12 protein-coding genes and 1 pseudogene are annotated in these 13,545 nt (G+C 67.6%); 9 read left to right on the forward strand and 4 right to left on the reverse strand.

Annotated elements, in window-relative coordinates; translation table 11 throughout:
* Window positions 1-13: 13 nt before the first annotated feature.
* Window positions 14-853, reverse strand: a complete 840-nt coding sequence (locus U8D42_RS05445) for a ribonuclease Z (protein WP_090420687.1) — start codon at window positions 851-853, stop codon at window positions 14-16.
* A 195-nt stretch (window positions 854-1,048) separates the two neighbouring features.
* Here U8D42_RS05445 and U8D42_RS05450 point away from each other — a divergent pair, with 195 nt between their 5' ends.
* On the forward strand, window positions 1,049-1,477 hold the full coding sequence (locus tag U8D42_RS05450; RefSeq protein WP_085240276.1) for a CBS domain-containing protein: 429 nt from the start codon (window positions 1,049-1,051) through the stop codon (window positions 1,475-1,477).
* 14 nt (window positions 1,478-1,491) lie between these two features.
* On the opposite strand, the gene U8D42_RS05455 is transcribed toward U8D42_RS05450, so the two are convergent.
* On the reverse strand, window positions 1,492-2,091 hold the full coding sequence (locus U8D42_RS05455) for a type II toxin-antitoxin system PemK/MazF family toxin (protein WP_322858970.1): 600 nt from the start codon (window positions 2,089-2,091) through the stop codon (window positions 1,492-1,494).
* Here U8D42_RS05455 and lepA point away from each other — a divergent pair.
* The 3 genes and pseudogenes from lepA to U8D42_RS05470 all read left to right on the forward strand — a co-directional run bounded on the left by lepA (window position 2,073) and on the right by U8D42_RS05470 (window position 5,782).
* Window positions 2,073-4,082: pseudogene (gene lepA / locus U8D42_RS05460) on the forward strand (translation elongation factor 4). The gene U8D42_RS05455 and the pseudogene lepA sit on opposite strands and share 19 nt — an antisense overlap.
* A gap of 11 nt (window positions 4,083-4,093) precedes the next feature.
* On the forward strand, window positions 4,094-4,873 hold the full coding sequence (locus U8D42_RS05465; protein WP_322859465.1) for a sensor domain-containing protein: 780 nt from the start codon (window positions 4,094-4,096) through the stop codon (window positions 4,871-4,873).
* Window positions 4,874-5,065: 192 nt separating this feature from the next.
* A complete protein-coding gene (locus tag U8D42_RS05470) occupies window positions 5,066-5,782 on the forward strand; it encodes a sensor domain-containing protein (protein WP_322858969.1) in 717 nt (238 codons plus the stop codon).
* A 36-nt stretch (window positions 5,783-5,818) separates the two neighbouring features.
* Here the strand turns inward: U8D42_RS05470 and U8D42_RS05475 are convergent, their stop codons facing one another.
* Together U8D42_RS05475 and U8D42_RS05480 are read right to left on the reverse strand one after the other, a co-directional pair.
* Window positions 5,819-7,855 (reverse strand): glycoside hydrolase family 15 protein, encoded by a 2,037-nt coding sequence (locus U8D42_RS05475; RefSeq protein ID WP_085240280.1) that lies wholly within the window; start codon window positions 7,853-7,855, stop codon window positions 5,819-5,821.
* Between the two features lie 71 nt (window positions 7,856-7,926).
* Window positions 7,927-9,162: an FAD-dependent oxidoreductase gene (locus U8D42_RS05480; RefSeq protein WP_322858968.1), complete on the reverse strand. Its 1,236-nt coding sequence runs from the start codon at window positions 9,160-9,162 to the stop codon at window positions 7,927-7,929.
* A 56-nt stretch (window positions 9,163-9,218) separates the two neighbouring features.
* Between U8D42_RS05480 and U8D42_RS05485 the strand changes: the two genes are divergently transcribed.
* From U8D42_RS05485 to U8D42_RS05505, 5 genes are all read left to right on the forward strand, one after another.
* Window positions 9,219-9,413 (forward strand): hypothetical protein, encoded by a 195-nt coding sequence (locus tag U8D42_RS05485; protein WP_085240282.1) that lies wholly within the window; start codon window positions 9,219-9,221, stop codon window positions 9,411-9,413.
* 277 nt (window positions 9,414-9,690) lie between these two features.
* Complete coding sequence (locus U8D42_RS05490; protein ID WP_322858967.1) at window positions 9,691-10,737, forward strand: sulfate ABC transporter substrate-binding protein; 1,047 nt, start codon at window positions 9,691-9,693, stop codon at window positions 10,735-10,737.
* Window positions 10,734-11,615: a sulfate ABC transporter permease subunit CysT gene (cysT, locus tag U8D42_RS05495; RefSeq protein ID WP_322858966.1), complete on the forward strand. Its 882-nt coding sequence runs from the start codon at window positions 10,734-10,736 to the stop codon at window positions 11,613-11,615. The genes U8D42_RS05490 and cysT overlap by 4 nt, the downstream gene beginning before the upstream one ends.
* The gene (gene cysW, locus U8D42_RS05500; protein WP_322858965.1) at window positions 11,612-12,424 is read left to right on the forward strand and encodes a sulfate ABC transporter permease subunit CysW; all 813 of its coding nucleotides are present in this window, start codon (window positions 11,612-11,614) and stop codon (window positions 12,422-12,424) included. The genes cysT and cysW overlap by 4 nt, the downstream gene beginning before the upstream one ends.
* Before the next feature lie 21 nt (window positions 12,425-12,445).
* Window positions 12,446-13,534, forward strand: a complete 1,089-nt coding sequence (locus tag U8D42_RS05505) for a sulfate/molybdate ABC transporter ATP-binding protein (protein WP_322858964.1) — start codon at window positions 12,446-12,448, stop codon at window positions 13,532-13,534.
* Window positions 13,535-13,545: the final 11 nt, after the last annotated feature.

Consider the following 13,545-nt stretch of genomic DNA (forward strand, 5'->3'; position numbering starts at 1 on the left):
TCCCGGATGATTCTCAGGGGCCGTCGATTTCGACGCGATGCAGATCGTCGCCCAGCTCGATCCGCCCGCTGAACTCCGAAGCGGCCAGCGCCCGCCACTGTTCTTCTTGGCCCGGCACCAGCGCCGGCACGTAGTGGGTCATCACGAGGGTGCCGACCCCCGCGCGGGCCGCCGTGGCCGCCGCTTCCTCAACCGACGAGTGGTAGTCGCAGATGTCCTGCAGCCGCTGTTGCGGGATGTTGCCGACGATGTCCTTGCGGATCACGGTGTGCACCAACGCGCCGGCGCCCGCCGCCAGCTGGTCGAGACCGGCGCACGGCACGGTGTCCCCGGCCAGCACCACCGAAGCCGTCCCGTAGTCGACTCGGAACCCGACGGTCGGCGCCACCGGCCGGTGATCGGTGGGGGCCACCCGGATCGACACCCCGTCGCGGTCCCACACCGTTCCCTCGGTGCATTCGTGGACCTCGACCGCCGGTGGGGCGTTCAGGTCGGCGTGGTGGGCGATCCGGTACTCGATGTCGTGGCGGAACGCGTGCAGCGTCGCCTCCACCGTCTCCGCGGTCCCGGGCGGTCCGATGATCGGCAGTGGTGCGGGGTCGGGTGCGAAGGTGCTGATCCACCGGGTGATGAGCAGGTCGCCCAGGTCCCCGATGTGGTCGCTGTGGAAATGGGTGATCAGCAGCGCCGACAACCCGGCGGCGCCCACTCCCACCGCCGCCGCGCGCTGCAGCACGCCACGCCCGCAGTCCACCAGGAACACCTGACCGCCGGCGCGCACCAGCGTCGATGGCCCGGCCCGGTTGGGGTCGGGGATCGGGCTTCCGGTCCCCAGCAGCGTGATCTCGATCATGGCCCCTATCTTGCAAGGCCCGGCCCCCGGCGGTGGCCCGATCGGCCGATCCCGGTCCGCGTGTCGCCGCTTGGTTTCGAACGAGGACGTCAGGGTATGGACACGGATCGGCTACCGGTTCTCGTCGCGGCTTTTGCGCCGCGCAAGTTCGCCGTAGCCTGATGTGAAGCGGATCACGATCGGCTGGAGGCCTTGATGCGGATTGCAGACGTCTTGCGGAACAAGGGCGCGGCGGTGGTCACCATCAACCCCGATGCGACGGTCAAAGAGCTGCTCGCCGGCCTCGCCGAGCAGAACATCGGGGCCATGGTGGTGGTCGGCGACGAGGGCGTCGTCGGCATCGTCTCCGAGCGCGACGTGGTGCGCCAGCTGCACACCCACGGCGCCAGCGTGCTGTCGCGGCCGGTCTCCAAGATCATGACCGCCACGGTCGCCACCTGCACGAAAGCCGACACGGTCGACTCCCTGAGCGTGCTGATGACCAAGAACCGGGTGCGCCATGTGCCGGTGCTCGACGGCAAGAAGCTGATCGGCATCGTCAGCATCGGCGACGTCGTGAAGACCCGCATGGAAGAACTCGAGGCCGAGCAGCAGCAGCTGCATTCCTACATCACCCAGGGCTGACGCCGGGCGCGCGCTCAGCTCCAGGAGTAATCCGCCCGCAACCGCTCGGCCACCAGGTCGAAGAGCTCACGGTCCAGGATCGCGCCCTCGCGGCGGATGCTCTCCTCGGGCACGTCGAGCACGCGGTCCAACCGGACCCAGCTCTGTCTGCCCTCGTAATCCCACGCGCCGGAACCGATCCCGACCCAGTCGCGGTCTTCGGCGTGGCGCTCCTGGCTGGACACCATCAGTCCGAGCAGGACGCGGCTGTCGCGACCGACCACCAGCACGGGGCGGTCCTTGCCGCGGGTGGGGTCGTCCTCGTAAACCACCCAGGTCCACACGATCTCGCCCGGATCGGCCCGGCCGTCGAGGTCGGGGGCGTAAACGAGCTTGCGCGCGCGCTGCGCGGTGGGGAAGCTCGTGCTGGTCACCGGGCGGCCCGCGGCGATCGTGGGCTGTTGCGGCGTGGCGGCCGCGATGACGTTCGCGGTGATCTTGACGGCCTGCTGCAGTTCCCGCAGCACGGACTGCGAGTTCTGCACGTGCCGGGCCAACCGCGGGGCCCGGTCGAACACCAGGTTTTCCGCTAACCGCTGGAACGTCTTCCACTGGGATTTGCGGGCAGACGCCATATTCGCAGCATAGACGCGCGGCGCGCGCCGCGATTGTGTCCAAGTAGGTCTCGGCGGCCGGCCCTGGATACCCTGGACCTACCCATGAGCCGCTGTTCGAGCGGCCGCACGCGTGTCCAGACCAGGAGATTCCCATCAGCAGTTTCGCCGACAAGACCTTCACCGCGCCGGCGCAGATTCGGAACTTCTGCATCATCGCCCACATCGATCACGGCAAGTCCACGCTGGCGGACCGGATGCTTCAGCTCACCGGCGTCGTCGATGAGCGGTCGATGCGCGCCCAATACCTGGACCGGATGGACATCGAGCGGGAGCGCGGGATCACCATCAAGGCGCAGAACGTGCGGCTGCCGTGGAAAGTATCCGGCGGCGAGCACGCCGGAGAAGAATTCGTCCTGCACCTGATCGACACCCCGGGCCACGTCGACTTCACCTACGAGGTGTCCCGTGCGCTGGAGGCTTGTGAGGGCGCGGTGCTGCTGGTCGACGCCGCCCAGGGCATCGAGGCGCAGACGCTGGCCAACCTGTACCTGGCGCTGGACCGCGACCTGCACATCATCCCGGTGCTCAACAAGATCGACCTGCCCGCGGCCGACCCCGAGCGCTACGCCGCCGAACTCGCCCACATCGTCGGCTGCGAACCCGGCGACGTGCTGCGGGTGTCCGGTAAAACCGGGGAGGGCGTCGCCGACCTGCTCGACCATGTGGTGCGCGAGGTGCCCCCGCCGCAGGGCGACGCCGACGCGCCCACCCGCGCGATGATCTTCGACTCCGTCTACGACATCTACCGCGGCGTGGTGACCTACGTCCGGGTGATGGACGGCAAGATCGTCCCGCGTGAGCGGATCAAGATGATGTCCACCGGCGCCACCCACGAGCTGCTCGAGGTGGGCATCGTCTCGCCCGAACCGAAGCCCAGCGAGGGGCTGGGAGTGGGTGAGGTGGGTTACCTGATCACCGGCGTGAAGGACGTCCGCCAGTCCAAGGTCGGCGACACGGTGACGACCGCCCGGCACGGCGCCACCGAGGCGCTGACGGGTTATCGCGAACCCAAGCCGATGGTCTACTCGGGCCTGTATCCCGTGGACGGCTCCGACTACCCGGACCTGCGCGATGCCCTGGACAAGCTGCAGCTCAACGACGCGGCCCTGACCTACGAGCCGGAAACGTCGGTGGCGCTGGGCTTCGGATTCCGGTGCGGCTTCCTGGGCCTGCTGCACATGGAGATCACCCGCGAACGCCTGGAACGCGAGTTCGATCTGGACCTGATCTCGACGTCACCCAATGTCGTCTACCGCGTCATCAAGGAAGACGACACAGAGATCATCGTGACCAACCCGTCCGACTGGCCCGAGGGCAAGGTCCGCACGGTTTACGAGCCCGTCGTCAAGACCACCATCATCGCGCCCAGCGAGTTCATCGGCACCATCATGGAGCTCTGCCAGTCGCGCCGTGGCGAGCTGGGTGGCATGGACTACCTGTCACCCGAGCGGGTCGAACTGCGCTACACCATGCCGCTCGGCGAGATCATCTTCGACTTCTTCGATTCGTTGAAGTCGCGGACCCGCGGCTACGCCAGCCTCGACTACGAGGAGGCCGGCGAGCAGGAGGCCCAACTGGTCAAGGTCGACATCCTGCTCCAGGGCGAGGCCGTCGACGCGTTCAGCGCGATCGTCCACAAAGACGGGGCATCGGCGTACGGCAACAAGATGACCACCAAGCTCAAAGAGCTGATCCCGCGCCAGCAGTTCGAGGTGCCGGTGCAGGCCGCCATCGGATCGAAAATCATTGCCCGCGAGAACATTCGGGCGATCCGCAAGGACGTGCTGTCCAAGTGCTACGGCGGGGACATCACCCGCAAGCGCAAACTGCTGGAGAAGCAGAAGGAGGGCAAGAAGCGGATGAAGACCATCGGGCGGGTCGACGTGCCGCAGGAGGCCTTCGTCGCGGCGCTGTCCACCGACGCCGCGAGTGACAAGGGCAAGAAGTAGCCGTGATGCCGATGCGGGCCGGTGCTGTGGTCGGTATCGGCCTGCTGGCCGCCGCTTTGGCCACCGGCTGCACCGTCGCCGGGACCGCGCGGCCCGCGCCGGGTTTGAAGCCCCACCCGGTCACCGGGCAGGCGGTCAAGAAGGTGCTCCTCGACGACGCTGAGCTGTCGAAGCTGCTCGGCCAGTCCTTCGGAGCCAAGGCCGAACTTCCGGCGCGGTTCGGCGGCCCCGAGGTGTTGCCTCCGGCCTTCGGCGCGGTCTCGCCGGCCAACTGCGTCGGCGTCACGTCAATGATGGTGAAGAACGCCTACCGATCCGCCGACGTCAAAAATGCGGCGCGGGCGACGTGGTGGAACGTGCGCGGGCCGGCGAAAGTGATCAGCGTGGCCGAGGGCGTGGTCGCCCTTTCCGGACCCGGCGGGGCCGCCGCGCTGTTCCAGCAATTCACCCAGCAATGGCGCGACTGCGACGGCACGACCGTGACCATCGGGCGTCCCAGCATCATCACCGACCGTCCTGCGATCGTCTTCTCCGACGCCATCTCCGACGTGCGCGTCACGGATTCGGTTGTGGCTGCGACCCTTTCGATCGACACCCAGCTGCCCGGCCTACCGTCCAGCGGACCGCGCCCCGAAGCGCGCGCGCTCGGCGTGCGGGGGAACTGCCTCGTCGAGGTCGATGTCGCGTTCTTCGGCGCGACAAATCCGGGGGACGAGGGGACCGGCGATGTGCACCGCAGCGCCGTCGACATCGCGCACGCGATGATGGACGAAGTCAGCGCGCTGAGCTGAGGCGACCCCGGGTCGGACACAAGCTGGGGTTTCGCTGCGGTTGGCCTGTGCTTGACCTGTGCTTTCGGTGCGGCTTTCGGCCGTTCCTGCACCGGCGAACGTAATATCCTGGGAAACAAGTTGAGCCAAGCGAGAAGTGTCCGTGGACAGATGAGAAGCCGTTGGTTACTCGTAGCTTTACTCGGGGTTGCGATGTTGGTCGCCGGCTGCTCGGCGACGGTCGGAGGCGTAGCGCAGCGCGCACCGGCCTCGACGCCGCGATCCGTCGGCGGCCAGACCATCCAGCGGGTGCTGCTCGGCAGGAGTGCGCTGTCGCGAATTGTCAAACAGCCGCTGACCCTTGATCCGGAGTCTCCGCCGCTCGTCGGCGGTCCCGAGAGTCTGCGCGGCAACGGATCGGCTTGGCCCGGCAATTGCATGGGCGTCGCCGTGATGCTGCAGGACGGTGCTTACCGGTCCAGCGACGTCAAAGGTGTCGCGCTTGAGACGTGGCGGCCCGCGGCCAAGTCCGCGCCGGTCACCAGGGTACAAGAGGGTGTGGTCAGCCTGGCCAAGGCTGCCGACGCCAACGCCCTCTTCGAGAAACTCTCGCAAGAGTGGCGAGCGTGCGACGGCAAGGTGTTGAACCCTTCGGGCGGGTCGTTCGGGCTCGAGGTGAAAATCAGCGACGTACAGGTCGCCAGTTCGGTTTCGGCGGCTACCGTTTCGATGGGGTTCAACCTCGCCAGTCCGCTCGCCGAGTCCATACCGGCGGGGCGGGCCCTTGGTGTCCGGGACAATTGCCTCATCGAAGTCGAGGTTGACTACATCAACACCTTCGGCCCGCTCTCTCAAGGGCCGGGCGATGTCAACAGCAGCGCGCTGGATATTGCGCAAGTCATGCGGGACAAGGTGACGGCGCTGAGCTGAGGCGCGCGGGTCGAGCGCAGTTGGGACCGGGACGCCCTACATCGGCGCGTTGGCGGGCTGGAACATCCCGGACCCGTCGGCCTCCTCCTCGGCGCGGATCACGTGCACCACGGCGTTGATCAGCGCCAGGTGGGTGAACGCCTGCGGGAAGTTACCCAGGTGCCGGCCGGTCCGCGGTTCGATCTCCTCGGCGTAGAGGTGCAACGGGCTGGCGTAGGCCAGCAGCCGCTCGCACAAGCGCTTGGCGCGCGCCACCTCGCCGATCTCCACCAGCGCCGACACCAGCCAGAACGAGCAGATCGTGAACGTGCCCTCCTCGCCGGACAGCCCGTCGTCGGTCTGTTCGACTCGGTAGCGCAGCACCAGGCCTTCCTGGGTGAGCTCGTCGGCGATGGCCAGCACCGTGTTGCGCACCCGGGGGTCGTCGGGCGGCAGGAAGCGGGTCAGCACCACGAGCAGCAGCGAGGCGTCCAGCGCGTCGCTGCCATAGCGCTGGGTGAACACCCCGCGGGAGTCCACCCCGTGTTGCAAGATGTCGGCCTTGATCTCCTCGGCGATGTCCCGCCACTGCTGGGCGTAGCTCTTCTCGCCCTGGCGCTCGGCCAGCTTCGCCCCGCGGTCGAGCGCGACCCAGCACATCACCTTCGACGAGGTGAAGTGCTGAGGCTCGCCGCGGACCTCCCAGATGCCCCGGTCGGGTTCCCGCCAGTGCTTGATGGCCTCTTCCACCTGCTTCTTCAGCACCGGCCACAGGCTCTCCGGGATCTGTTCGCGGGATTTGCAGTGCAGGTAGAACGAGTCGAGGATGGAGCCCCAGATGTCGTGCTGGACCTGGTCGTAGGCCCCGTTGCCGATGCGCACCGGCCGGGCATGGTCATAACCCGACAGGTGGTGCAGCTCCTCTTCGACCAGGCTGCGTTCGCCGCCCACGCCGTACATCACCTGCAACGGGTGGCGCTCGTTGCTGTTGGCGCCGGAGACGTCGGCGATGAACGCGAAGAAGTCGTCGGCCTCGCGGTCCAGTCCCAGCGTGTAGAGCCCCCACAATGCAAACGTCGAGTCACGCACCCACGCGTAGCGATAGTCCCAATTGCGTTCCCCCTGCGGGGTTTCCGGCAGCGACGTGGTGGCGGCCGCCAGCAGCGCGCCCGTGGGCGAGTACGTCAGCCCCTTCAACGTGAGGGCGCTGCGCTGCAGGTAGGCCCGCCACGGGTGGTCGGGGAAGTTGCCGATGTTGATCCACTGGCGCCAGCACTCGGTGGTCTGCCACATTCGTTCGGCGGCTTCCTCGTAGGTCTGCGGCGCCGGGTGCTTGGTCCAGCTCAGGGCGACGAACACGTCGTCACCTTCCTTCATCCGCGTGCGTGCCCGCGCTTCGCGGCCCTCCAGCCCGATCCGCAGGTTCGTGGTGAGCCGCAGGGTCGGATGGGCGTCGGGCTGTTTGGCGGCCCGCGCGATGGCCTCGCCGTACGCGTTGGCCGAGTATTCCCACGTGGCACCCACGCGGTGGTAGTCGAACGCGGGCTCGCAGCTCATCATCAGCTCGACGGTCCCGCTGACGCAGCGCACCGTGCGCAGCAGAATGTGCTCGGCATCCCAGTCCATCGGGGTGCGGCGGTGGGTCCGCGACCGGCGCTCGATGTCGTGCCACGGCCCCATCACCAGCGCGTCGCGCACGATCAACCACCCGGTGTGGGTTTGCCACGTGGTCTCCATGATCAGGCTGCCGGGCAGGTACCGGCGGGCCGAGGGCACCGAGACGCCGTAGGGCCCGAGCCGGAAGTGGCCGGCGCTGCGGTCCAGGATGGCGCCGAACACGCTGGGGGAGTCCGGCCGCGGCACACACAGCCATTCGACGGATCCCGCGGGGGAGATCAGGCAGGTCGTCTCCCAGTCCGACAGGAAGGCGTAGTCGGCGATCGGCGGAAACGGGTTCCGCAGTGCCCCGCTGGCGGCCAGCGGCGCCGGTGCGCTGAAGTCGATGGGCGAAGGCAAGACCGCCGGTGCCGCCTGGAACGCCTCCTCGGGCATGGCGTCGGCGGGCTGGTCATCAGGCTGGGCGTGCAGGACCATCCCGACATCATCATCTGTTGAGCGGCCCGGCGTCCATTTTTTGGGCCAGGTGTCGCGCGCCGGTACCCGGTTCAGTTCCGACGTTCGGCGTACCCGGGGGCGTGCTCGGGCAGCGGCCCGATGGCGATCAGGTACGCGGCCAGCCGCCGCAACGCCACCGACCGACTCACCAGGCGCACGGCGCGCGGCGCGCCCTGAGCGCTTCCGGACACCGCTCCCGCGATCACTTTCGCGTGGACAAAGCGTTGCGCGGCCTGCAGCAACGCTGTCGGGGGCCACCGCCTCAGCTGCACCCGGGCCAACTGGCGGGTCGACACCCGGCCCGCGCGGAGCGGGCCGGCGAGGATGCGGGCGGCGGCCACCGCGTCGGCCACCGCCAGGTTGATGCCGATGCCGCCCACCGGCGACATCGCGTGTGCCGCGTCGCCGATGAACAGCGCGCCGTCGGCGTACCACCGGGCCAGCCGGTTGAGCTGCACATCAAGCAATTTCACGTCGTCGAACGATGCCAGCGCGTCGACGCGGTCACCGAGCCAGGGCACCATGCTGATCAGCGCCTTGTGCAGCGCCTCGATGCCCTCGGCCCGCATCCGGGCGTCGGTTCCCTTCGGGATGATGTAGGCGATCTGGTAGTAGTCGCCGCGGTCGATCACGATCACCGCGTGGCCGGAGCGCAGGATGCCGGAAAGCCCGCGCGGGTCGCCGGACACCCGCGGTAGCCGGAACCACCACACGTCCATGGGGACGCCGTAACTTCGCGGGGTCAGGCCGACGGCCGAACGCACCGTCGAATACCGGCCGTCGCAGGCCACCGTCAATTGCGCGCGCATCTGCTTGGTTTCGCCCGACTGGTCGCGGTACGTGACGCCCGCCACGCGGCCACCCTCGCGGATCACGCCGACCACCTCGGTGCTCCGCATCAACCGGAAGCTCGGTTCGGCCTCGGCCGCGGTGGCCACCATCTCGAGGAAGTCCCATTGCGGTACCAGGGCGATGTGCCGGTGCGGCCCGGGCAGGCGGGTCAGGTCGAGATCTACCGGCGAGGTCTGTATCTCCATGCGGATGTTCTCGACCAGCCGGTGCGGAACCTTCTCGAACGCCGGCCCCAAACCGAGTTCGTCGAGCAGTCGCAGGGTGCTCGCGTGCACGGTGTCACCTCGGAAATCACGCAGGAAGTCGGCGTGTTTCTCCATCACCGTGACCCTTACGCCGGCGCGGGCCAACAGCAGACCGAGGATCATTCCCGCCGGTCCTCCTCCGGCGATCAGGCACGTCGTTTCCGCGGATTCGGTGGCTCCGGCTGGCATGCGCCGATCTTGACACACATTGGTTTCCCCGGGGAGGTGCGAATAGTCTGAGTCGGATGAACGCGTTCCTAAATTGGTGGGACGGCAACGAGCTGTGGCTTTCCGGGCTCGCCTTCGTGCTGCAGGCCATGGTGGTGATGCCCGTGGTCCTGGCAGTGGCCTACCTTGGGGCCGCCGTGTCGGACGGCCTGCTCGGTAAGGGCATCGAGCTGATGCGCCGCGCCCGGCACGCCGATGGGGCGGCCGGGTAATTCGTATGCCGCGCTCACACGTGACGCTGGTTCTCGTCGCGCTCGTGGTGCTGGTGGTCGTCGCCTGGCTACTGACGCACTGAGGCGCCGGTCCTGTTAGGCTTCGCGACATGCACGTGGCATCCGGTGTCCTGGAATGCTCTGCCGTCGTGCGCTGTTGTCGCTGACTCCCGATCCCGTGCGGTCTGGTATGGAGTCGTGAATTCTCCACACGCGTTATGCGCCTTTCCGCGTCAACGGGACTCGTAACCACAAGTCCTGCACGGAAAGGCCGCTCATGCTCATCGACGTCGGAAGTGCGCCGCGCCCACGGCCCGTCCGGTACGTCGGGGCGCTGGCGCTGATCGCCGGTGTGGTCGCGGCCTGTAGCGGCGGCCCCAGCGATGTCGTCGGCGGGGGCGGGCCCAGCAACGCACGCACGAGCATCACCCTGGTCGCCTATTCGGTCCCAGAACCCGGGTGGAGCAAGGTGATCCCGGCGTTCAATGCCGCCGAAGAGGGCAAGGGCGTGCAGGTGATCGCCTCCTACGGCGCCTCCGGTGACCAATCACGCGGCGTCCTCGACGGCAAGCCCGCCGACGTCGTGAACTTCTCCGTCGAACCGGACATCACCCGGCTGGTCAAAGCCGGGAAGATTTCCAAAGACTGGAATACCGACGCCACCAAGGGAATTCCGTTCGGGTCGGTGGTGACGTTGTTGGTGCGCAAGGGTAATCCGAAGAACATCAAGGATTGGGATGACCTGCTGCGGCCTGGGGTGGAGGTCATCACCCCCAGTCCGCTGAGTTCGGGTGCGGCCAAGTGGAATCTGCTGGCACCGTACGCGGTCAAGAGTGCAGGCGGCAGCAACCCCCAGGCCGGCGTCGACTTCATCAGCAAGCTGGTGCACGAACACATCAAGCTGCGCCCCGGGTCGGGGCGTGAGGCCACCGATGTTTTCGTCCAGGGCAGCGGGGACGTGTTGATCAGTTACGAGAACGAGGCGATCGCCACGGAGCGCGCGGGCAAGCCGGTCGAGCACATCAACCCCCCGCAGACCTTCAAGATCGAGAATCCGGTCGCGGTGGTGAGCACCAGCCCACACCTGGATGCCGCGGTCGCCTTCAAGAACTTCCAGTACACTGCCGCGGCGCAGGAGGTGTGGGCGCAGGCCGGCTTTCGGCCTGTCGACCCGGCCGTCGCGGCCGAATTCCGCGGCCAGTTTCCCGCGCCGGTGAAGCTGTGGACCATCGCCGACCTCGGTGGTTGGGAGACGACCGACCCGCAGTTGTTCGACAAGACCACCGGTAGCCTCACCAAGATCTACACGCAGGCCACGGGATGACGGCCGCGCTCAGGCCTGGTTCCCAGATCATCGGACCCGAGCCGGGCGGCGACGGGGACCGCCCGGCGGGTGGCGGGCGGGCTTCCCGGGGCAGCGTCACGTCCCTGCGGGTGGGGGTGGCGGCGGTGTGGCTTTCGGTGATCGTGCTGCTGCCGCTGGCCGCCATCGCATGGCAGGCCGCCGGCGGCGGCTGGCACACCTTTTGGTCGGCGGTCACATCGAATGCCGCGCTGGAGTCGTTCCGGGTGACACTGACGATCTCCGCCGGCGTCGCTTTGGTGAACCTGATCTTCGGGCTGGTTATCGCCTGGGTGCTGGTGCGGGACGACTTCGTCGGCAAACGGCTCGTCGATGCCATCATCGACCTGCCGTTCGCGTTGCCCACCATCGTCGCCAGCCTGGTGATGCTGGCCCTCTACGGGAACAACAGCCCGGTTCATCTGCATCTGCAGCACACGGCCTGGGGTGTGGCGGTGGCGCTGGCCTTCGTCACCCTGCCCTTCGTGGTACGCGCGGTGCAGCCGGTCCTACTGGAGATCGATCGAGAGACCGAGGAGGCGGCGGCGTCGTTGGGTGCCACCGCGCCGAAGATCTTCACCTCGGTCGTGCTGCCGTCGTTGACGCCTGCGCTGTTGTCCGGTGCGGGACTGGCGTTCTCGCGCGCGATCGGCGAGTTCGGGTCGGTGGTGTTGATCGGTGGTGCGGTGCCCGGCAAGACCGAAGTGTCCTCGCAATGGATCCGGACCCTCATCGAGAACGACGACCGCACCGGCGCAGCCGCGATATCCATCGTGCTGCTGTCGATCTCGTTCGTCGTGCTCTTCCTGCTGCGGATCGCAGGTGGGCGCGCGGCCAAGCGTGAGGAGCTGGCCCCGTGACCTTGTCGCCCAGGGTCCGGTACCTGATCCGATTCATCGGGCTCGCATACATTTTCGTTCTGCTGGTGGTGCCGGTCACCCTGATCCTGTGGCGCACCTTTCAACCCGGGATCGGCCAATTCGTCGACTGGGTGAGCACACCCGCGGCGATATCGGCGTTGAACCTGACGTTGCTGGTCATCGCCATCGTGGTGCCACTGAACGTGGTCTTCGGCATTCCCACCGCTTTGGTGCTGGCCCGCAACAGGTTTCGTGGCAAGGGTGTCCTGCAGGCGGCGATCGACCTGCCTTTCGCGGTGTCACCGGTCATCGTGGGTGTGGCCCTGATCCTGTTGTGGGGGTCCGCGGGGGCGTTCGGCTTCGTAGAGAGAGATCTCGGGTTCAAGATCATCTTCGGGCTGCCCGGCATCGTGCTTGCCAGCGTCTTCGTGACCCTGCCGTTCGTGGTGCGTGAGGTGGAACCGGTCCTGCACGAACTGGGGACCGACCAGGAGGAGGCGGCCTCGACCCTGGGATCGGGCTGGTGGCAGACCTTTTGGCGGATCACCCTGCCGTCCATCCGATGGGGTTTGACCTACGGAATCGTGCTGACCGTCGCGCGCACCCTCGGCGAATACGGGGCCGTCATCATCGTGTCGTCGAACCTGCCGGGTAAGTCGCAGACCCTGACGTTGCTGGTCTCGGATCGCTATAACCGCGGCGCCGAGTACGGGGCGTACGCGCTGTCGACGTTGCTGATGGGCGTCGCGGTGGTGGTCCTGATCGTCCAAGTGATCCTGGATGTCCGCCGGGCACGGGCGGTCAGGTAGGCCTGACATGGAGACTCGCAGATGACCGTCAACGACACCGGGCCCGTCGACCACGCCATCGTCGTGCGCAATGCCTTTAAGCGCTACGGCGACTTCGTGGCCTTGGACAACGTGGACTTCGTCGTGCCCTCCGGCTCGCTGACGGCATTGTTGGGCCCCAGCGGTTCCGGCAAGTCGACCCTGTTGCGTGCCATCGCCGGGCTCGACCAGCCCGACAGCGGAACGATCACGATCAACGGCTCGGACGTCACGCGGGTGCCGCCGCAGCGGCGCGGCATCGGGTTCGTGTTCCAGCACTACGCGGCGTTCAAACACTTGACCGTTCGTGACAACGTGGCCTACGGGTTGAAGATCCGCAAGCGACCCAAAGCCGAGGTCAAGGCCAAGGTCGACAACCTGCTGGAAGTGGTGGGGCTCAGCGGCTTTCAGAACCGCTACCCCAACCAGCTCTCCGGCGGGCAGCGGCAGCGCATGGCGCTCGCGCGGGCGCTGGCCGTCGACCCGCAGGTGCTGCTGCTCGACGAGCCGTTCGGCGCCCTGGACGCCAAGGTGCGTGAGGACCTGCGCGCGTGGTTGCGCCGCCTGCACGACGAGGTGCATGTGACCACGGTGCTGGTCACCCACGACCAGGCGGAGGCCCTGGACGTCGCCGACCGGATCGCCGTGCTCAATCACGGCCGCATCGAGCAGGTGGGATCGCCGACCGAGGTTTACGACGCGCCGGCGAGCGCCTTTGTGATGTCATTTCTCGGGGCGGTGTCCACCCTGAACGGCAATCTGGTTCGGCCACATGACATCCGGGTGGGCCGCAGCCCCGAGATGGCGATCGCGGGCGGGGACGGCACCGCGGAGTCGATCGGGGTGGTGCGCGCCACCGTCGACCGCGTGGTCGTGCTGGGCTTCGAGGTGCGGGTGGAATTGACCAGCGCCGCCACCGGAGGGCCCTTCACCGCGCAGATCACCCGCGGCGACGCCGAGGCGCTGGCCCTGCGCGAGGGCGACACTGTCTACGTGCGCGCGACCCGCACGCCGTTCATTGCCGCCAAGATGACGGCCGATGACGGCGACGGCCCCGCCGGCGAAGACCAAACCACGCTGACGTCGGCGTGAGGCCTCGGCCC

Origin of the sequence: Mycobacterium europaeum (assembly GCF_034555895.2) — a bacterium.
GTDB lineage: Bacteria > Actinomycetota > Actinomycetes > Mycobacteriales > Mycobacteriaceae > Mycobacterium > Mycobacterium europaeum.